Source organism: Roseburia inulinivorans DSM 16841, from assembly GCF_000174195.1.
In the GTDB taxonomy this organism is placed as follows: Bacteria; Bacillota; Clostridia; order Lachnospirales; family Lachnospiraceae; genus Roseburia; species Roseburia inulinivorans.
The window spans coordinates 25,908-46,700 of record NZ_ACFY01000095.1 but is presented as its reverse complement, the minus strand read 5'-3'; the positions used below and the strand labels follow the sequence as shown (position 1 = coordinate 46,700).

The 20,793-nt window shown below is 43.6% G+C and carries 16 protein-coding genes; all 16 read left to right on the top strand.

What is annotated here, in order from left to right; genetic code table 11:
• Positions 1 to 24 precede the first annotated feature (24 nt).
• Positions 25 to 885, top strand: coding sequence for a carbohydrate ABC transporter permease (locus tag ROSEINA2194_RS10875; protein WP_007886750.1), 861 nt, complete (start codon positions 25 to 27; stop codon positions 883 to 885).
• A gap of 248 nt (positions 886 to 1,133) precedes the next feature.
• On the top strand, positions 1,134 to 1,271 hold the full coding sequence (locus tag ROSEINA2194_RS21140) for a hypothetical protein (RefSeq protein ID WP_172727098.1): 138 nt from the start codon (positions 1,134 to 1,136) through the stop codon (positions 1,269 to 1,271).
• A 118-nt stretch (positions 1,272 to 1,389) separates the two neighbouring features.
• Entirely contained in the window at positions 1,390 to 1,833 is a 444-nt protein-coding gene (locus ROSEINA2194_RS10870) for a chemotaxis protein CheW (RefSeq protein ID WP_021924075.1), read from the top strand.
• Positions 1,834 to 2,086: 253 nt separating this feature from the next.
• Complete coding sequence (locus ROSEINA2194_RS10865; protein ID WP_007886744.1) at positions 2,087 to 6,187, top strand: efflux RND transporter permease subunit; 4,101 nt, start codon at positions 2,087 to 2,089, stop codon at positions 6,185 to 6,187.
• A complete protein-coding gene (locus ROSEINA2194_RS10860; protein ID WP_007886741.1) occupies positions 6,187 to 6,816 on the top strand; it encodes a TetR/AcrR family transcriptional regulator in 630 nt (209 codons plus the stop codon). The genes ROSEINA2194_RS10865 and ROSEINA2194_RS10860 overlap by 1 nt, the downstream gene beginning before the upstream one ends.
• A gap of 9 nt (positions 6,817 to 6,825) precedes the next feature.
• Positions 6,826 to 7,047 (top strand): hypothetical protein, encoded by a 222-nt coding sequence (locus ROSEINA2194_RS10855; RefSeq protein WP_007886740.1) that lies wholly within the window; start codon positions 6,826 to 6,828, stop codon positions 7,045 to 7,047.
• Between the two features lie 712 nt (positions 7,048 to 7,759).
• Positions 7,760 to 10,405: a valine--tRNA ligase gene (locus ROSEINA2194_RS10850; RefSeq protein ID WP_044927684.1), complete on the top strand. Its 2,646-nt coding sequence runs from the start codon at positions 7,760 to 7,762 to the stop codon at positions 10,403 to 10,405.
• A gap of 199 nt (positions 10,406 to 10,604) precedes the next feature.
• On the top strand, positions 10,605 to 11,993 hold the full coding sequence (locus ROSEINA2194_RS10845) for a flagellar assembly protein A (protein ID WP_007886737.1): 1,389 nt from the start codon (positions 10,605 to 10,607) through the stop codon (positions 11,991 to 11,993).
• 242 nt (positions 11,994 to 12,235) lie between these two features.
• Entirely contained in the window at positions 12,236 to 12,418 is a 183-nt protein-coding gene (locus ROSEINA2194_RS10840; protein ID WP_007886736.1) for a hypothetical protein, read from the top strand.
• Positions 12,419 to 12,464: 46 nt separating this feature from the next.
• Complete coding sequence (locus tag ROSEINA2194_RS10835) at positions 12,465 to 13,847, top strand: tetratricopeptide repeat protein (RefSeq protein WP_007886732.1); 1,383 nt, start codon at positions 12,465 to 12,467, stop codon at positions 13,845 to 13,847.
• Positions 13,848 to 14,002: 155 nt separating this feature from the next.
• Positions 14,003 to 14,311 carry an STAS domain-containing protein gene (locus ROSEINA2194_RS10830; protein WP_007886731.1) on the top strand — a complete coding sequence of 103 codons (309 nt, stop codon included), beginning with the start codon at positions 14,003 to 14,005 and terminating at the stop codon, positions 14,309 to 14,311.
• 21 nt (positions 14,312 to 14,332) lie between these two features.
• Positions 14,333 to 14,767, top strand: a complete 435-nt coding sequence (gene spoIIAB, locus ROSEINA2194_RS10825) for an anti-sigma F factor (RefSeq protein ID WP_021924069.1) — start codon at positions 14,333 to 14,335, stop codon at positions 14,765 to 14,767.
• 3 nt (positions 14,768 to 14,770) lie between these two features.
• The gene (locus tag ROSEINA2194_RS10820; protein ID WP_007886729.1) at positions 14,771 to 15,505 is read left to right on the top strand and encodes a SigB/SigF/SigG family RNA polymerase sigma factor; all 735 of its coding nucleotides are present in this window, start codon (positions 14,771 to 14,773) and stop codon (positions 15,503 to 15,505) included.
• A gap of 130 nt (positions 15,506 to 15,635) precedes the next feature.
• Positions 15,636 to 17,105, top strand: a complete 1,470-nt coding sequence (locus ROSEINA2194_RS10815; RefSeq protein WP_007886728.1) for a methyl-accepting chemotaxis protein — start codon at positions 15,636 to 15,638, stop codon at positions 17,103 to 17,105.
• Positions 17,106 to 17,109: 4 nt separating this feature from the next.
• Positions 17,110 to 17,901, top strand: a complete 792-nt coding sequence (locus tag ROSEINA2194_RS10810) for an HAD family hydrolase (RefSeq protein ID WP_007886727.1) — start codon at positions 17,110 to 17,112, stop codon at positions 17,899 to 17,901.
• Between the two features lie 264 nt (positions 17,902 to 18,165).
• Positions 18,166 to 20,748, top strand: coding sequence for an ATP-dependent chaperone ClpB (gene clpB / locus ROSEINA2194_RS10805; protein WP_007886726.1), 2,583 nt, complete (start codon positions 18,166 to 18,168; stop codon positions 20,746 to 20,748).
• Positions 20,749 to 20,793: the final 45 nt, after the last annotated feature.

Sequence of the window (20,793 nt, the reverse complement as noted above, 5' to 3'; positions counted from 1 at the left end):
AGAATAGAAAGGTGAGGTGTTATTATGAACGAAAATAAAAATCTGAAAAAAGGACTTGGAATCCATGCAAGAAGATTTATCGCTTATATAGTCCTGATTCTTGTTACATTTGCCTGCCTGTTCTGGTTCTATGTGCTGTTCATTAACGCGACCAGATCGAACGGTGAACTGCAGGCCGGATTTACACCACTGCCAAGCACACATCTGCTGGAAAACTGGAACAATCTGGTACACGGAACACTTCCGGTATGGCAGGGTATGATAAACAGTCTGATCGTATCGGTACTGTCAGCAGCGTTATGTACTTATTTTTCAACCATGACAGCTTATGCGATCCATGCATATGATTTTAAACTGAAAAAATACATCTATGCATTTATCTTAGCAGTTATGATGATCCCTACACAGGTAACTGCACTTGGATTTGTAAAATTAGTCGGTACATTAAAAATGGAAGATACATTTATCCCTTTGATCGTCCCAACGATCGCTGCACCGGTCACATTCTTTTACATGAAACAGTACATGGAAAGTACATTGCCGGTATCTCTGATCGAGGCAGCCAGAATTGATGGTTCCGGTGAGTTCCATACATTTAACAATATTGTACTTCCATTAATGAAACCTGCCATTGCAGTACAGGCAATCTTTACATTTGTAAGCAGTTGGAATAATTATTTTGTACCGGCTTTGATCTTACACAATGACAAGAAAAAGACACTGCCAATCTTAATCGCACAGCTTCGTGCAGCTGACTGGCTGAAGTTTGATATGGGTCAGGTTTATGTGATGATCGCATTTTCTATCTTCCCAGTTATTATCATTTATCTGATCTTATCCAGACACATCGTACAGGGTGTTGCCCTCGGCAGTGTAAAAGGATAAATTAGAATATAGCTACAAATGAAAAAACCTTCCCTGAGAACCGCCGTGATTCCCCATATCACGGCGGTTCTCCTTTGATGTAGCAGAAAAAGATTACAATATTAAAAAACATCAGAAAAATTGTCTGAAATAATCAAACATAGGCTCTTTTTTTCCAGTTGCTAATGTGCTATAATAAGCACAGATTTTGGAAAAAAAGAAATGGTTGAGAAGTGAATCTGCACAATCCTTTCAGAACGGAGGAAGACATGACAGAAGGCGGTTTTTTAGTTTTCATGGGAATTTTATTACTTTTGGTAGTCATCGTTGTTGTGATAGCGGTTGTTTCATCTGTGGCAGGTGCGGCAGCAGCGATCGTTGATGATGAAGACGGTGAAGATGAATAGAATAGGGTGAGAACAGAATAGTGGGGCGGTACTTTTGTGCCAGTCCCCTTTTTGCAGGTCTTATGGATACTGCGAAATGTCCCGAGATCGAATCATAAGAAAGGAGACAGAGATTATAATGCAGTTACTTACATTTTTGTTAAATGGAGTGAAGTTTGGTATTCCTGTCAATGATGTGGAATCCATTGAAACAAGAATGAATGTGGTGAATATTCCAAATTCACTGCCACAGGTTCATGGGATCATGAATCTGCACGGAGAAGTTATTGCAGTGTACAGTCTGGCAGAACAGTTTCATTATCCGGAACAGGAAATCAACAATATCATCGTTGCATCCATGAATGGTACAAAGATTGGGCTTGAGGTTGGAAACGTGGATGAGATTATTGATGTCCCGGATGAGAAGGTTATTTCCATGCCAGTCATTATGAAAGCAGTAGAAAATTGTTTTGATGAGGTTGCTTCCTATGCAAAAGAACTGATCGTTCTGATCGAGGTATCAAAGCTGATGCCGGAAGCAGAGCAGCAGGCAATACAGAAATTGGTAGAACAACAGTCATAAACAAAAAAGAGTAAAGCCTCTGTTATTATATATTGGAAAGATACAGTCTCGTGGGATGGAGTACCGATAGGTACTCCATTTTTGCGTAAATAGGAAATTTTGTTCCATTTCTAAAATAATTCTAAATTCTGTCCGATTTTCCTTGCATTTTGATGAGAGAGGAGTAAACTGATGATTGCCGACCGACTGGTCAGTTCTGGCTTGCAGGAATACAGCAGCCAATCAGATATATCATGTTTCAGGAGGTAAGAGAATGATTCCAAAGTATAGTGTAAAACGTCCGTACACAGTGTTAGTGGCTGTTGTACTGGTGATCGTTTTAGGAGTTGTTTCGCTGACGAGGATGACAACAGATCTGCTGCCGGCAATGAATCTGCCGTATGTGATCGTTGTCACAACAGATGTGGGGGCAAGTCCGGAGGAAGTGGAAAAAGATGTGACATCGCCGATCGAAGCGGCAATGGCGACGACTTCCAATATTAATAATGTAAGTTCCATGTCCTATGATAACTATTCTATGGTTGTTTTGGAGTATGAACAGAGCACAAACATGGATTCTGCCATGATTGAGATCCAGCAGCAGCTGGATCAGTTGACCGGACAATTTCCGGATTCAGTGGGCACACCAATCATTATGCAGATCGATCCGGATATGATGCCGGTCATGATCGCATCCGCAGATGTGGATGGAATGGATCAGGCAGAGGTATCTGATTATGTGGACAATGAATTATTACCGCTGTTTGAGAGTATCGAGGGTGTGGCATCTGTGACGGCAACAGGTGTGCTGGATACGGACCTTCAGGTAACCATGAATCAGGAAAAAATAGATGCTTTAAACGAACAGATTTTAAGCAAAATAGATGCCCAGTTTACAGATGCACAGGCAGAGTTAGACAAGGCATCTTCCCAGATCGACAGTGGGAAAAAGAAGCTTTCCGATGGTGAAAAAGAGATGGGAAGCCAGCTCGGAGCAGGTGAAAATGAGATCATTAATAATAAAATCCAACTGTTTAACACCGAAGCAGATCTGACCACACAATTATCAGATCTTCAGAAATCACAGTCGTCCATGGATGGTGCAATCAAGTCGTTACAGTCAGCTTATGATGGAGCAACGCAGTTACAGAGCGCGATTGACGGTTTACAGAAAGCAAAAGACGGTGTCAGCCAGGCGAAGAGTGGGGCAAAGCAGTTATATCAGGCGCACAATGGTGTAATGGCAATTTTAACAGCAAAAAATCCAATGACAGGTGCAGACATGACAGTGGAGGAAGCGCTTGCAGCAGCGGTTCAATATGGTCAGATGACACAGGAACAGGCGAATCAGTTGAAAACAGTGATTTCAACTTTACAGGCAGATCCTAAAATGTTAGAAGCATATAAAAATGCGGCCAGTGAATCCGATTTCATCGCATACATGGAATCCACAGCCATTGCCCAGATCAATGCACAGGCAGGGACTTCCTATACAAGTGAGAGTGACATTGCCAGCCAGATCGTGACATTACAGTCCAAACTGGATGATATCAATGTGATGCTGACGAGTCAGGCATCCTCTTTTGCAGATGCAGGCGTGACGTTGACTTCTTACAAAGACATTCCTGCTGCAATCTCAAAATTAAGTGAGAGCAAGACGCAGATTGCGACGGGAATTGCGACGATCGAGTCTGCCCAGACACAGGTGGCAGACGGTAAAACGTCTTTAGATGACGCATTAGTGACTTTAAATGAATCCCAGATATCCGGTATCATGGAGATGAGCAAGGGATATGCGGATCTTGCTGTTGCAGCAAATAAGATCGAAGAGGGACAGAGCCAGTTAGATGATGCAAAAGAACAGGCAAAAGATTCAGCGGATCTGAACACGATCCTCACAATGGATACCTTAAAAAATCTTCTGACAGCGCAGAACTTCTCCATGCCGGCAGGTTATGTGACAGAGGGGAATGAGCAGTATCTGGTGCGAGTCGGAGATGAGGTGACATCCAAAGCTGATCTTGAAAATCTCGTTCTGATGGATCTTGGTATGGATGGTATCGAGCCGATCAGACTGTCAGATGTGGCAGATATCGAATACATTGACAATTCCGGAGATTCCTATTCCAAAGTAAATGGAAATCCGGCGGTGATGCTTTCGATTGAAAAGCAGACCGGCTATTCCACCGGAGATGTGACAGACCGGTTATTGGATAAATTTGACAGCCTGGAAAAAGAAAATACAGATTTACATTTGAGCGTTCTCATGAATCAGGGTATTTACATTGACATGATCGTGAAATCAGTCGTAGAAAACATGATCGTGGGAGCCATCCTTGCAATTATTGTATTGTTATTATTCTTAAAAGATATGAGACCTACACTTGTAATAGCATGTTCCATTCCGCTCAGTGTTGTTTTTGCAGTGGTACTGATGTACTTTACGCATATTACGTTAAACATCATTTCGCTGTCGGGGCTGGCACTCGGAATTGGTATGTTGGTGGATAACTCCATTGTCGTGATCGAGAACATCTATCGATTGCGGGGAGAGGGATATTCCATCCGGAAAGCAGCCGTGGAAGGTGCTTCACAGGTGACAGGAGCAATCATAGCATCCACACTTACAACCGTCTGTGTATTTGCACCGATTATTTTTACAGAGGGTATCACAAGACAGTTATTTGTGGATATTGCACTGACAATTGCATTTACGCTTGCAGCCAGTCTTCTTATGGCATTGACTTTCGTGCCGATGATGGCAGCAGGATTATTAAAAAATACAAAAGAGATCAGGCATAATTTCTTTGACAAAGTAAAAGATTCTTATGGAAAAATTTTAGCGGTATGTCTGCGTTTCAAGCCGGTCGTATTTATCGCGGTGATCGTACTGCTTGGAACAAGTGTTGTGGCAGCATTTTCCAGAGGATATTCTTTCATGGATATGAATATGGAAACGAACCAGATCAGTGCGACGATTTCAGCAAAAGAGGATCAGACACTAACGTTTGACGAACTGACAGAAATGGCAGATGAAGTCGTGGAAAAAGCATTGACGATCGATGGCATTGAGACCATTGGTGCCATGGCAGGCGGAAGTGCTCTTTCCATGATGGGAAGCAGTTCTACAGACAGTATTTCCATGTATATGATTCTGGATGAAGAATCTGAAGTGAGCAGCGCAGATGTGACCGCACAGTTGGATGAACTGACCAAAGATATGGACTGTGAGGTGACAACCGATACTTCAGCTTCCGATATGACAGCGTTAATGGGAAGTGGACTGACGATCAATGTAAAAGGAAATGATCTCGATAAACTGCAGGAACTTGCAGGAGAAGTTGCAAAAGTAGTAGAGAACACCGAGGGAACTGTGGATGTGGATGATGGACTTGACAATACGACACCGTCTTTCACCATTTCTGTAGACAAGGAAAAAGCTGCGAAATACGGCATGACCGTTGCACAGGTATTCCAGCTTGTTTACGGTGAGATGGCATCCTCAACATCTGCAACGACAATCTCTACCGATGTAAATGATTATCAGGTTTATGTACAGAGCGAGGAGCAGTCCGATGTTACATTGGATGATATCAAAAAACTGACCTTTACCTATACAGACAGAGAAGGAAACGAGACAGAAACAGCGCTTTCTGATATTGCACAGTTTGAGGAAGGTTACACATTAGGAACGATCAACCGTGATGCGCAGACCAGATATATCAGTGTGACCGCAGGAGTGGATGATGACCATAATGTCAGTCTGCTGAGTAATGAAATCCAGAAAGAGTTAGATAAGATCAATCTGCCGGAAGGATACTCCATTGAGATGGCAGGTGAGGATGAGATGATCGCAGATGCGATGAATCAGTTGTATCTGATGCTTCTTTTGGCGGTAATCTTCATTTACCTGGTCATGGTAGCACAGTTCCAGTCGCTGTTGTCGCCGTTTATCATTATGTTTACGATTCCGCTGGCATTTACAGGCGGTCTGTTCGCACTTTACTTTACCGGTAACGAAGTCAGCGTTGTGGCAATGATCGGATTTGTCATGCTCGCCGGAATTATCGTAAATAACGGTATCGTTATGGTAGACTTTATCAACCAGCTCCGCCGTGGCGGAATGGAAAAAAAAGATGCCATTATCGAATCCGGAAAAACAAGGCTTCGTCCGATTCTTATGACTGCACTCACCACGATCCTGTCCATGTCCACGATGGCAGTCGGACTTGGAGAAGGTTCAGAAATGATGCAGCCAATGGCGATCGTAACGGTTGGCGGTTTGTTATATGGTACACTGTTAACTCTGATCGTTGTTCCATGTATTTATGATGCATTCAACCGCAATAAGAGCATGGTCGAGGAGGACTTATAATGGATGAGCAGAAACTGATCCACGATCCACCACAGAAAGTGCTTGCCCTGTATCAGGCAGTCATTGAGTTCATTAATGAAGGCTGTGATATCAACACTTTAAAAGTAGCTGATATCACAGGCCGGGCAGGCATTGGAAAAGGAACGGCATACGAATATTTTTCTTCAAAGGAAGAGATAATCTCTTCTGCAATTTTATATTATGTGAAAGTGTGCTTTGAAAAACTGCAGGTAATTTCTACAGATAACAGAACGTTTCAACAGAAAATTAATGAGGTCATGGATTTTATTGATGAGCATGTAAAAGAAAAGCAGGGTGTCTTTTTCCTGATAAAAATGGTATTGGAATCATACGAGATACCAAAGAATCTGAAAGATGAGTATGAGCGTATGAAACAGCAGTGCTGTGATAAGGAGAAAAACGAGATTATCGACTGCATTGTGGAGGAGGGTGTCCGCGAAGGTCTGATCCGGGAGGAGAATGTTTTCCTGCGAAGAGCCGCGGTCGAAACCCAGCTTTCGGTCTATTTTATGTACCGCATCGCAGCAGAGAAAAAAATCGAACTTGACCTGGAGGCAGATTTTCTGAGAGAATATGTCTATCAGAATCTGTTGAAATTATTAGGATAGGAAGAAGGAATGAATATGTTAACATTTTTATTTATCGTGCTAATGCTGGGCGTTTTTGGAAAACTGCTTGTTTTTGCAATCAAGGCAACATGGAGCATTACCAAGATTATTGTTAATATTGTATTTTTGCCATTAGTCATTATTGGATTATTTGTGAGTGGTCTGGCATATGCAGCGCTGATCGTACTTGCAATTGTAGGAATTGTTTCACTGATCAAAGATCACATGTAAAAACTGATCAAAGATCACGTGTAAAAAATCAGTTGACAAATGCCACTTTAGCTTTTATGATGAAAAAAGATATAAAAAGGTGATGAGAAAGAGGAGTACACACAGACACCTGAAAGAGAATGACATTCACCGGCTGAGAGATGTCACCAGAACATGTTGTGTGGAAGGTAGCTTTTGAACCGTCGCGCTGAACCTGTCTGTTGCAGATAAGTGGCAGAACTTGCAAGTTGATCATGCGGAGAAAATTTTCGTATATCGCCAGAAGCAGTCAGAAGTAAGCGAGAACGAGTTGTCCCCGTTACCGGACAGTGGCTTAGGAATGAGCCGGCAGAGATATGTTGTTTTTACAACATAACAAAGGTGGTACCGCGTTGACACGCCCTTTGCATCCGTAAGGATGTGAAGGGCTTTTTTGCACGCTTGCTCTCGAGTGTGCACGTCGGGAGAAAAGATGAATTAATTAGTTAGGCAATTTCGAAACTCGTAGAAAATATGAATTGAGTTGTGGAAATGTAACGAAAGCTTGAGAAGACACTGGGGAGCCGCCGGTTCTTGCTTGGCAGTCATAGCGCTAGCTGTGGCTGGCATGCTAGCACCGTTGCGAGCGACACGTAGCGGAAGCGTGTTTTCGAAAATTTTGTTACGGTTTCACAACGTTCGTAATGTAAATTCGAGTTTCGCAATGCCGAAGCAAAAAGAAAGGAAAAGACAAATGAAGGAATTAGCAAAGACCTATGACCCAAAGGGCATTGAAGAACGCCTTTATAAAAAATGGGAAGACAACGGTTACTTCCATGCAGAAGTAGACCGCAGCAAGAAACCATTCACGATTGTGATGCCTCCACCAAACATTACTGGACAGCTTCATATGGGACATGCATTAGACAATACCATGCAGGATATTTTGATCCGCTACAAGAGAATGCAGGGTTACAATGCATTATGGCAGCCTGGAACTGACCATGCTTCCATTGCAACCGAAGTAAAAGTGATCCAGTCCTTAAAAGAAAAAGGAATCGATAAGGCAGACCTCGGAAGAGAAGGTTTCTTAGAGAAATGCTGGGAGTGGAGAGAGGAATACGGCAATCGTATCATCAACCAGTTAAAGAAAATGGGATCTTCTGCTGACTGGCAGAGAGAGCGTTTTACCATGGATAAAGGATGTTCTGATGCCGTACAGGAAGTTTTTATTAAATTATATGAAAAAGGATATATCTACAAGGGTTCCCGTATCGTAAACTGGTGTCCGGTGTGTAAGACATCTATTTCCGATGCGGAGGTAGAGCATGAAGAACAGGATGGATTCTTCTGGCACATCAACTATCCGGTAGTTGGTGAAGAAGGAAGATTCGTTGAGATCGCAACAACAAGACCGGAGACTTTATTCGGAGATACTGCTGTTGCTGTAAACCCGGATGATGAGAGATACAAAGACATCGTTGGAAAAATGTTAAAACTTCCGATGACAGACCGTGAGATTCCGGTGATCGCTGATCCATATGTAGACAAAGAGTTTGGAACCGGATGTGTGAAGATCACACCAGCCCATGACCCGAACGACTTTGAGGTTGGAAAACGCCACAACCTGGAAGAAATCGTTGTCATCAATGACGATGCAACCATGAACAAGTTAGCAGGAAAATATGAGGGAATGGATCGCTACGAGTGCAGAAAAGCATTAGTAAAAGATTTAGAGGAAGCAGGACTTTTAGTAAAAGTTGTTCCACATTCCCACAACGTAGGTACACATGACCGCTGTGGCACAACAGTTGAGCCAATGATCAAACAGCAGTGGTTCGTTAAGATGGATGAGATGATCAAACCGGCCGTTGAAGGCGTTAAGAACGGAGAGATCCAGTTACTTCCAAAACGTATGGAGAAGACATACTTCAACTGGACAGACAATATCCGTGACTGGTGTATTTCCAGACAGTTATGGTGGGGACACAGAATCCCGGCATACTACTGTGATGAGTGTGGCGAGATGGTAGTTGCGAAAGAAGCACCTCATAAGTGTCCGAAATGTGGATGCACCCATATGACACAGGACCCGGATACCTTAGATACCTGGTTCTCCTCTGCTTTATGGCCATTCTCAACACTTGGCTGGCCGGAAAAAACAGAAGACTTAGATTACTTTTATCCAAATGATGTTTTAGTAACCGGATATGATATTATCTTCTTCTGGGTAATCCGTATGATCTTCTCCGGTTACGAGCAGATGGGAAAAGCGCCATTCCATACCGTATTATTCCACGGTCTGGTACGTGACTCCCAGGGACGTAAGATGAGTAAGTCTCTTGGAAACGGTATCGATCCGTTAGAGGTTATTGACAAATATGGTGCTGACGCACTTCGTCTGACACTGATCACAGGCAATGCACCTGGTAACGATATGCGTTTCTACTGGGAGAGAGTAGAGTCTTCCAGAAACTTTGCCAATAAAGTATGGAATGCTTCCCGTTTCATCATGATGAACTTAGAGGGCGCAGAGATCAAAACCCCTGCTCTCGATGAATTAAAGGCAGCCGACAAATGGATTTTATCCAGAGTGAACACACTTGCAAAAGATGTGACAGAGAACATGGATAAATTCGAGATGGGTATCGCCGTACAGAAAGTTTATGACTTTATCTGGGATGAATTCTGTGACTGGTACATCGAGATCACAAAAGTTCGTACCTATAACAAAGAGAATGATCCGGCATCTGCAAATGCAGCATTCTGGACCTTAAAGACGGTACTGACAGAGGCATTAAAGCTGTTACATCCATTTATGCCGTTTATCACAGAGGAAATCTTCTGTACGCTTCACCCGGAAGAAGACACCATTATGCTCGCAAAATGGCCGGAATACAAAGCAGAATGGAACTTTGCAGCAGAGGAAGAGATGGTAGAGCACTGCAAAGACCTTGTAAAAGGTGTTCGCAACCTCCGTACTGAAATGGATGTTCCACCATCAAGAAAAGCAAAGATTTTCATTGTATCTGACGATGCGAAAATCAGAGACACGTTTGAATCAAACAAAGAAGTTTATGTAAACCTTGCAGGTGCAAGTGAGATCGCAGTACAGGCAGATAAGACAGGAATCGAGGAGGATGCTGTTTCCGTTGTAATTCCTGGAGCAACACTTTACCTTCCACTGGAAGATTTAGTAGACTTTGAAAAAGAAAAAGAACGTCTGTTAAAAGAACAGGCACGTCTTGAAAAAGAACTTGCGCGTTCCAAAGGAATGCTTTCCAATGAGAAATTCTTAAGCAAAGCTCCGGAAGCAAAAGTGCAGGAAGAAAAAGAGAAGCTTGCAGGCTATGAGCAGATGATGGCTCAGGTCAAAGAGCGTCTTGCACAGATGAAATAGAACAATAACCGTCCAGTCTCCCTAGCCGGTGGCGTGGACGGTTATTTTTATGGCAGGGTGTGTCATTGGTTTGTTCAACATGCACAAATTACAGAGCGAAAATGTGCGAAAAAGCAGAAAACTTGCTTGAAAAAAAGACTGGAAACGAGTATTATATAGTATATATACGATTTTTTGTAGGAAGAAGGGAGTTGGAAGAATGGCATTACCAAGTATTTCTACACCAAAAGTGAAGACCGTGAATAAAGACTTAGAGGCATGGATCAGACTTCCGGCATTAGAAGAAGGAGAACATTATACGATCGAATATCTGCATGATGTATTGCGGGTGAACCAGATTAATTATGGAATCGATGAAGCACAGCTTCAGAAAATCATCGATGAGGAGATATATGAACAGGATGTACTGGTGGCGAGAGGAGTACCGGCAGTAGAGGGACAGGATGGATTTTATGAATATAAGGTGAATATGAACCTTGAGAAAAAACCAAAGATCCTGCCGGACGGATCGGTAGATTACTGGTCCATGTACAGTGTACAGTCGGTTCAGAAGGATCAGGTCATTGCAATATATCATCCGGCTGTACAGGGAACAGACGGAACCGGAGTTTCCGGAAAGCCGATTCCTGCAAAGGTGGCCAGAGAACAGGGAGCACTTCGCGGAACTGGTTTTGGACGAAGTGAGGATTTCCTTACCTATTTTTCGCTGATGGATGGGAAGATTGATATTGAGAATGATAAGATCAGGATCCAGCCAATCTATGAGGTGAGCGGAGATGCGAATCTTACTACCGGAAGCATAGATTTTACAGGAGATATTGTGATCCACGGCAGTGTGGAATCCGGAGTTACGATCAAGGCAACCGGAAGTATCACGATTGATGGAAACGTGGAAGCCTGTAATCTGGAAGCCGGTAAGGATATCATTTTAAGAAGTGGAATGGTCGGAGGGAACAAGGCACATGTCAGAACCAAAGGAAATCTGTATGCAAAGTTTATTGAGTATACAGTCATCCAGGTAGAGGGAGATATGGAGGCAGACGTATTGCTCAACTGCACAGTTGCGTGCAGAGGATCTATTCTGATCCAGGGCAGAACAGCGAAGATCATCGGTGGAGATGTCAGCGCAGTCAAGGGAATCAGGGCTACCACGATCGGAAATGAAGCGGAGATGCGGACAGCTGTGACCGTTGGAGTAAGTGCGGACTGTATTTCAAGACTGAATCTGCTGAAGAAGAAGATGGATATTACCAAAATGGAACTTGATAAGATCGAACAGGGACTTGCCAAGTTCGAAGAGATGGAGAAGGAGCGCGGAGTAAGCTATAAGGAAGATCCGAGAAGAGTGGCACTCTTGCGTACCAGAATCCAGAATACGGCTACACTTGCAGGAGATGAGGGCGAAGTGAAGCGGCTTGAGCGCATGATTTCAGATGGGGCGAATGCAACGGTCTGTGTGACAAGAGATGTATTCCCTGGGGTATCCATAGCGATCAGGGATCAGGTTTTAAATGTGAAGAACAATGCAAAATGCGTGGAGTTCTATCATCTGAACGGAAAGATCTGTACGAGAACAGCTGAGGATTAACGGACAATAACAGGCAGAAGGTAAAAAGATAAGATAGCATTTCAGGAGAAACGGGTTACAACCGTAAATTTCCTGAAATGCTATTTTTATATTTTATATTATTGACGAAAAACTACTTTATTTTAATGGAAATTTCATAATTTGACATTGAAAGTGAATTCTTCCTATATTATAATCAATCAGTGAGAAAGAAATGATCAGCCAGTCTGCAGTTAAGCATGTACAGGCGGATCAGGAGAGAAATGATCAGTCAGTACAGGAAAGGTACGGGAATTAATATGATAAATTTTGAAGAAGAATTGAAAAACTTTAAACCAAGTCTGGAAGTGGAAGAGGCAGAGCAGGCAATCTATAATCATGAGCTGACAGACATGACGGATGTTATGCAGGAAATGCTGCAGGAATTAAAGCAGCAGAACAGATAACAGGTAGATCACATGCACAGTGGCATGACAGATAGAGAGGTTTTTCATGAGATGTTATAATTGCGGTGCAGAGCTTGGCAAGGGAGATAACTGCCAGAACTGCGGAACGAATGTAAAAGTATACAAAAAGATTTTGATGGCATCCAATGCCTATTACAATGATGCATTGGAGAAAGCCGGTGTCAGGGATTTGTCAGGGGCAATTGAGAGCCTGAAAATCAGTCTGCGTTTTAATAAATTAAATATTGATGCAAGAAATTTGCTTGGATTGATCTACTACGAGATGGGAGAAGTGGTGACTGCCCTCACGGAGTGGGTGATCAGTAAGAATTATCAGCCGAAGGATAATCTTGCGAGCAGGTACTTAGATGAAGTGCAGAAGAATCAGGTAAGACTGGATTCTGTCAATCAGACGATCAAGAAATACAATCAGGCATTGCTTTACTGCAAGCAGAACAGCCGTGATCTTGCAATCATTCAGTTGAAAAAAGTATTGTCGCTGAATCCAAAGCTGGTGAGTGGACATCAGCTTCTGGCGCTTTTATATATTCAGGAAGGACGCTATGATCTTGCGAAGAAATCACTGCGGAATGCCGGAAAAATTGATGCCAATAATACTGTGACACTGCGCTATCTGAAAGAAGCCAATGCAGCCTTAAGAGAGCAGAATCCGAGCAAGAAGCAGAAGAATGATGAACTCATTTCCTATCAGAGTGGCAATGAGACAATCATCCAGCCAAAATATCTGAAGGACAATTCTGCAGTCGGTACGATCATTAACATGGTGATCGGAATCGCAATCGGAATTGCAATCACCTGTTTCCTTGTGGTTCCTGGCGTGAGAAGAACCGTGATGAACAATACGAAAGCAGAAGTGCTGGATGCAAATAATACGATTTCTTCCAAGAATCAGACGATCACAAGCCTGCAGAGTCAGGTGGATGACCTTACCAGTCAGATTACGGATGCGAAGAACAGCGAGGAAGAATCTGCCAACAAACTGGAAAGCTATGACAAACTTCTGACTGCATATGAGACATACACCACAGGAGACATTGAGAAGGCAGGAGATGCATTGAGCAGTGTCAATGTGGATGACCTGAGTGCAGATGCAAAGAGTATTTATGATACCATCAATGCACAGGTGAATGCCGAATACATGGCTGCATTATATAAGGAAGGTTATGATGCATATTCCGGCAAAAAGTATGATGATGCCGTGAGTGCACTTTCCAAAGTCGTCGAGATGGATGAAAACTATGAGAATGGAAATGCACTGTACTATCTTGCACAGGCATACCGCAAGAACGAGGATATGGAAAATGCCAAAATCTATTATCAGAAAGTGGTAGAATTGTATCCAAATACAGAGCGCGCTGCAAACTCACAGAACTATCTGGATCAGAGTGAGACAGACACCGCCCGTTAATAAAAAGACAAACTGATATTAAAAAGTACGAAGGAGATCGAACCGGAAATTCCGGGGAGACTCCTTCTTTTTTTATTCATGACAATAAAATGTCTGCGGAGCGAGCATTCTATTGTTGAAAATCATAAGCAGAATGGAAAGAGAGGAACAAGAGCATGAAAAGCCAGTATATTATGGAAAAAGGATGTTTAGTTGTCTATGTGCCGCGTGAGTTAGACCATCATCAGGCAAACCGCATCCGCACGGAGACAGATCTTCTGATCGACACCTACCATGTCAGACATCTTGTGTTTGATTTTACAGAGACAGAGTTTATGGACAGCTCCGGGATTGGGGTGATCATCGGGCGGTGCAAAAACTTAGGCTATTCCGGTGGGGATGTGAGTGCGTGCCATCTGAACGAGCGCGTGGACAAGATATTTACCGTATCCGGGTTGAAAAAAATCATTCAGGTAAAAGAATAGGAGATAGTGGAGGAAGTAAAAATGAGCAGTCAGAACGAGATGAAACTGATATTTGATGCCAGGTCGGTGAATGAGAGTTTCGCCAGGGTGGCGGTGGCGGCATTTATAGCAGAATTAAACCCAACGTTAGACGAGATTGCGGATATCAAGACGGCCGTGTCCGAAGCGGTGACGAATGCGATCATTCATGGTTACCATGAACCGGAACAGAAAGTGGAACTCCTGTGTCAGATTTGTGGGGATGAGGTTTCCATCACCGTTTCGGATACAGGAGCAGGCATTGCGGATGTGTCAAAAGCGATGGAACCTTTTTATACGACAAAACCGGAGTTAGAGCGTTCCGGGATGGGATTCTCTTTTATGGAAGCGTTTATGGACAGGCTTGAGGTAGTATCCGAGCCGGGAAAAGGGACAAGCGTACATATGGTAAGAAGACTGGGAAATCAGGAAGGCTAGCCTATGGTGCGACAGGCGGAACTGATCAGACAGGCACAGGATGGGGATAAAAAAGCCAGGGACAAAGTCGTTTCGGACAACCTTGGATTGGTGCACGCAATTGTCCGCAGATTTGAAAAAAGAGGGCATGACAGGGAGGAACTGTTTCAGATTGGATGTATCGGGCTGATCAAGGCGATCGATCATTTTGATCTGTCGTTAAACCTTGCATTTTCCACTTATGCAGTGCCTATGATCACAGGGGAGATACGGCGTTTCCTGCGTGACGATGGCATGGTGAAAGTGAGCAGGAGTTTAAAAGAAAATGGATACAAAATCAGCAGGGCAAAAGAAGTTCTCACAACAGAGCTTGGGAGAGATCCGAGTCTTTTGGAGCTATCTGCCATGACAGAACTTGGCACAGAGGAGATCGTGATGGCATTGGACGCTAACCGTGGGGTGGAGTCCATTTACCAGCCGGTCTGCGGCTCAGACGGAGATGAACTTTTACTCATTGACCAGATTGGAGATCAGAGCGATGTCTATGAGGAGCCGGAGAAGGAGGCTGTTTTAAACAAAATGGTGATCAGGCAGCTGATGGATACGCTCGACGAGACAGAACAGCAGATCATCCGGCTGCGGTATTTTGAAAATAAAACGCAGTGCGAGGTGGCAGGAATACTTGCAGTGACACAGGTGCAGATCAGCCGGAATGAGCGTAAAATCCTTGCAAAACTCCGGGCAAAACTGGAGTTATAACGTCATTTGCCGGAAAGAAAATCTTGAAGAGCGAAACCATCAATGATATAGTGAAAGGAGGAAACTCAAACAATAACCGGCAGTGATAGCAGACTGACAGAGCGTCAGGAGAGAGGGAGTACAAGAGCAGATGAATGGAACACAGATCAGTGATACACAGAGGAATAACAGAACCGCATTGACAGGGCATACCATAGAAGCGTTGATCGTGGTCGTCTTTTATGCGTGCAGATTTATCAGGGGAGAGCGGAGTCTTGGATATTTTCTGGTGATCACGGCATTGGCACTGATCCCAGTCATACTGGGACAGTTTTTCTTTTTCAAGGACAGAGAGACAGGTATGATCAAACACACGGTAGGAATCGGATTTGCCATTACGTATTCCTTCATGGTGCTGACGACCGAGGAAGCGAACATTTATGTGCTTGTCATACCGATGATTTTACTTGTAAGTGTATTTAATGATGTAAAATTTTCCGTGCAGATCAATATAGGAACGGTTATCTTAAGCCTGATCATGACGATTGGTGGAGCTTTTACCGGAAAGTTCGGTTATCAGGGCAGCGATGAGGCAATCGTGCAGGTGACAGCCATGATACTTGTCGCAGTGTATTCTATCTATGCAGCGCAGACATCGAATGCAAACAATCAGCAGAAAATGGAGAATATTAAGGAAGCGCAGAGCAAGACAGAACTTTTGCTGTCCGATATTTCCAATATGTCACAACAGATGCAGAGTGGAATGGAAGATATCTATGGAAAAGTTGAGAACCTCAACAGTGCTTCTAAATTGACCAAAGATGCAATGTCAGAGGTTGGCAGTGGTACGACGGAAACCGCAAACGCTGTGCAGACACAGATGCAGCAGACAGAAGCAATCCAGCAGAAAGTTGAGATGGTCAGCAGTGTTGCGGAACGCATTAACCAGAGTATGCAGCAGACTTTGCAGGTACTTGAGAGCGCAGGAAAAGATATGGATGTGCTCGTATCACAGGTAGATCATTCCGTAGAAAAAGGTGACAGCGTTGCAGGACAGCTAGAGACATTAGACAAATACATTGAAGAGATGCATTCCATCGTGGAACTGATCTCCGGTATTACCTCGCAGACAAGCCTTTTAGCTTTAAACGCAAGTATTGAGGCAGCAAGAGCGGGTGAGGCCGGAAGAGGATTCTCTGTTGTTGCGACAGAGATTTCCGGTATGGCAACACAGACCAAAGAGGCAACGGTACATATTACAGAGCTGATCGAGAATATTTCCAATGCGATCAGCGAGGTGGTTTCGGTGGTGCGCGAGATGATCGGTGCAATTAATGAGGAAAAGCAGTCCACTGAGAATACTGCCAATAATTTTTCGGATATCCAGAGCAATACGCTTGATATCCAAAGCAACATGGAGCAGTTAAACAGCAATATTGAGGAATTGAAAACTGCAAATGAACAGATCGTGCATTCGATTGAAACAATCTCGGCAATCTCAGAGGAGGTATCTGCACACGCAAATGAGACAATGAGTGCACAGGAAGATAATTCGGATGTACTGAACAAGATCACGGATCGTATGCAGCAGTTGATCGAACTTACAAAGCAGGAGGCATAATAACGTGAAAGCTTACGATAATTATATTTTTGATTTATATGGAACGCTGGTTGATATCCATACCGAGGAGAATGATCCTCTGGTATGGAAAAAGCTGGCGCTTTTTTATGGCTATTATGACGCCGATTATTCATCGGAAGAATTAAAAGAAAGATATGCTGCAATCATTGCAGGCGAGGAGTATAAGATGAAATCTGAGAAAAAAGATGATGCTCATGAAGCACATCCGGAAGTTCAGATTGAAGAGGTCTTTCAGAAGCTTTTTGAGGAAAAAGGCGTGAAGGCAGATCCTACACTTGCCGTTCATGCAGGGCAGTTCTTCCGGATCCTCTCTACCGATTATGTAAAACTCTATGATGGAGTGATAGATTTGTTAGAAGCATTAAAAAAGAAGGGCAAAAAGATTTATCTGCTTTCGAATGCACAGCGCATTTTTACAGAGTATGAGATGCACACGCTTGGAATAGCAAAGTACTTTGACGATATTTTTATCTCTTCAACCTGTGGGGTAAAAAAACCGGACAGCAGATTTTTTCAATTATTGATTGATAAATATAATCTTGATATAACAAAAAGCGTCATGATTGGAAACGATGGCATAAGCGATATCGCAGGAGCGAAGAGTGTCGGACTCGATACCTTTTATATTCATTCGAACATTTCTCCAAAGCTGCCGGAAGAGACCGTCATATTACCGGATGGCACTGAAAAAAAACGGAAGGTCATGCCGGATGCAGACTTTGTGTTAGATGGAATGGACATGGAGAGAGTCAGGGAGCTGCTGCTCGGAGAATAAGAGGAGATTATCAGCGCAGATTACCTTCCATCCACAGTTCACAATTTCTTCACAAAATATTAGCACTCACATCTTGACAGTGCTAACAACTCGTGATATAACATACTCGTAACAAAGGAAAACCACTGCGAAAGAAATTTCGTAACTGACAGAAGACGTTCCAGCCAGCAAGGTGGGAAGGTCTTTTCTTTCCATCAGAAAGTTTTTCAGAAGGTTTTTCTTTTTCACATAGATCACAGAGATAAATACGAGGGAGGTAAGCGTATGAACATTCAGAAATTTACTCAGAAATCAGTAGAAGCCATTAACGATTGTGAAAAGCTCGCCTATGAATATGGAAATCAGGAGATCGAGCAGGAACACCTTTTAGTCGCCCTGTTACGTCAGGAGGATGGACTGATTCCAAAATTAATAGAGAAAATGGAGATCCAGAAAGAACATTTTGTGGATAACGCAGAGCGCCATTTAGCTGCCCGTGTAAAAGTATCCGGCGGACAGGTTTATGTAGGACAGGATCTGAATAAGGTACTTGTCCATGCAGAGGATGAGGCAAAAGCAATGGGAGACGAATATGTTTCCGTGGAACATTTGTTTTTATGCCTGATCAAATATCCGAATAAGGCAATGAAGGAAATCTTCAAGGAGTATGGAATTACCCGTGAACGGTTTTTGCAGGCGTTGTCAACGGTAAGAGGAAACCAGAGAGTAGTATCCGATAACCCGGAGGCAACTTATGATACATTGGAAAAATACGGATACGATATGGTAGAGCGTGCGAGAAACCAGAAGCTTGATCCGGTGATCGGACGTGATGCAGAGATCCGTAATGTGGTTCGTATCCTTTCCAGAAAGACAAAGAATAACCCGGTTCTGATCGGTGAGCCGGGTGTCGGTAAGACGGCTGTTGTTGAAGGACTCGCACAGAGGATTGTCCGCGGTGATGTCCCGGAGGGATTAAAAGACAAGAAATTATTTGCACTGGATATGGGCGCACTGGTTGCAGGCGCCAAATATCGTGGTGAGTTTGAGGAACGTCTGAAAGCGGTTCTCGATGATATCAAAAATTCCGATGGACAGATCATCCTGTTTATCGATGAACTTCATACCATCGTGGGAGCAGGAAAAACAGACGGTGCGATGGATGCAGGCCAGCTGTTAAAACCAATGCTTGCCCGTGGTGAGTTACACTGTATCGGTGCGACCACCTTAGATGAGTACCGTGAATATATCGAAAAAGATGCTGCTTTGGAGCGTCGTTTCCAGCCGGTACAGGTGGATGAGCCGACCGTTGAGGATACCATTTCCATCCTGCGTGGTCTGAAAGAGCGTTACGAAGTATTCCATGGTGTAAAAATTACAGACTCGGCACTGGTATCTGCGGCAGTGCTCTCAAACCGTTATATTTCCGACCGTTTCCTGCCGGATAAGGCAATCGACCTCGTGGATGAGGCGTGTGCCCTGATTAAGACGGAACTGGATTCCATGCCGACAGAGCTGGATGAGTTAAACCGTCGTGTCATGCAGATGGAGATTGAGGAGACAGCTCTGAAAAAAGAGACGGATCGTCTGAGTCAGGAGCGTCTTGCGGATCTTCAGAAGGAACTGGCAGAACTTCGTGATGAATTTAACACAAAGAAAGTACAATGGGAAAACGAAAAGAAATCAGTTGAAAAAGTCCAGAAACTTCGTGAAGAGATCGAGCAGGTCAAGAATGAGATCAAGACTGCACAACAAAATTATGATCTGGAAAAAGCGGCAGAACTGCAGTATGGAAAACTTCCACAGCTGCAGAAACAGCTGGAAGTTGAGGAAGAGGAAGTTAAGAATAAAGATCTTTCGCTGGTACATGAGAACGTCAGCGAGGAAGAGATCGCACGTATTATTTCCCGCTGGACGGGTATTCCGGTCGCAAAGCTGACCGAGAGTGAACGTAACAAGACACTGCATCTGGACGAGGAGCTGCATAAACGTGTCATTGGTCAGGACGAGGGTGTCACAAAAGTGACAGAGGCCATCATCCGTTCCAAAGCCGGAATCAAAGATCCGAGCAAACCAATCGGTTCGTTCCTGTTCTTAGGACCTACCGGTGTCGGTAAGACAGAACTTGCAAAGGCTCTGGCAGCCAGTCTTTTTGATGACGAATCCAATATGGTGCGTCTTGATATGAGTGAGTATATGGAGAAATATTCCGTGTCCCGTCTGATCGGAGCGCCTCCGGGATATGTCGGATATGATGAAGGCGGTCAGCTGACGGAGGCAGTCCGTAGAAAACCGTATTCGGTTGTCCTGTTCGATGAGGTCGAGAAAGCACATCCGGATGTATTCAATGTATTATTGCAGGTGTTAGATGACGGACGTATCACAGACTCGCAGGGAAGAACCGTTGACTTCAAGAATACGATCATCATCATGACATCGAACCTCGGATCAGCCCATCTGCTGGAGGGCATTGATGAGAATGGTGATATCAATCCGGCTTGTGAGGAAGCGGTCATGAATGAACTTCGTGGACATTTCAGACCGGAGTTTTTGAACCGTCTCGATGAGATCATTATGTTCAAGCCTCTGACAAAAGACAACATCGGCAATATCATCAATCTGCTGATGAACGATCTGAACAAACGTCTTGCTGACCGTGAGATTACGGTAGAACTTTCAGACAGTGCAAGACAGTTCATTGTTGATCACGGATATGATCCGATCTATGGTGCAAGACCTCTGAAACGTTTCTTACAGAAACATGTAGAGACATTGTCTGCAAAGCTGATCCTTGCAGATGAAGTGAGAGAGGGAGATACCATTCTGATCGATACCGAGGGCGATAAGCTTACGGCAAGAGTAAAATAATGATATAAAATAAGAATGCGGCTGTCACACAGGACATTTTGTGTG

Bases quoted from the DNA above. Each gene is read 5' to 3' on its own strand.
- ROSEINA2194_RS10875 (WP_007886750.1), top strand. From the start codon at position 25: ATGAACGAAAATAAAAATCTGAAAAAAGGACTTGGAATCCATGCAAGA.
- spoIIAB (WP_021924069.1), top strand. From the start codon at position 14,333: ATGAGCAGTCAGAACGAGATGAAACTGATATTTGATGCCAGGTCGGTG.
- ROSEINA2194_RS10830 (WP_007886731.1), top strand. From the start codon at position 14,003: ATGAAAAGCCAGTATATTATGGAAAAAGGATGTTTAGTTGTCTATGTG.
- ROSEINA2194_RS10840 (WP_007886736.1), top strand. From the start codon at position 12,236: ATGATCAGTCAGTACAGGAAAGGTACGGGAATTAATATGATAAATTTT.
- ROSEINA2194_RS10860 (WP_007886741.1), top strand. From the start codon at position 6,187: ATGGATGAGCAGAAACTGATCCACGATCCACCACAGAAAGTGCTTGCC.
- ROSEINA2194_RS21140 (WP_172727098.1), top strand. From the start codon at position 1,134: ATGACAGAAGGCGGTTTTTTAGTTTTCATGGGAATTTTATTACTTTTG.
- ROSEINA2194_RS10855 (WP_007886740.1), top strand. From the start codon at position 6,826: ATGAATATGTTAACATTTTTATTTATCGTGCTAATGCTGGGCGTTTTT.
- clpB (WP_007886726.1), top strand. From the start codon at position 18,166: ATGAACATTCAGAAATTTACTCAGAAATCAGTAGAAGCCATTAACGAT.
- ROSEINA2194_RS10870 (WP_021924075.1), top strand. From the start codon at position 1,390: ATGCAGTTACTTACATTTTTGTTAAATGGAGTGAAGTTTGGTATTCCT.
- ROSEINA2194_RS10850 (WP_044927684.1), top strand. From the start codon at position 7,760: ATGAAGGAATTAGCAAAGACCTATGACCCAAAGGGCATTGAAGAACGC.
- ROSEINA2194_RS10820 (WP_007886729.1), top strand. From the start codon at position 14,771: ATGGTGCGACAGGCGGAACTGATCAGACAGGCACAGGATGGGGATAAA.
- ROSEINA2194_RS10865 (WP_007886744.1), top strand. From the start codon at position 2,087: ATGATTCCAAAGTATAGTGTAAAACGTCCGTACACAGTGTTAGTGGCT.
- ROSEINA2194_RS10835 (WP_007886732.1), top strand. From the start codon at position 12,465: ATGAGATGTTATAATTGCGGTGCAGAGCTTGGCAAGGGAGATAACTGC.
- ROSEINA2194_RS10845 (WP_007886737.1), top strand. From the start codon at position 10,605: ATGGCATTACCAAGTATTTCTACACCAAAAGTGAAGACCGTGAATAAA.
- ROSEINA2194_RS10815 (WP_007886728.1), top strand. From the start codon at position 15,636: ATGAATGGAACACAGATCAGTGATACACAGAGGAATAACAGAACCGCA.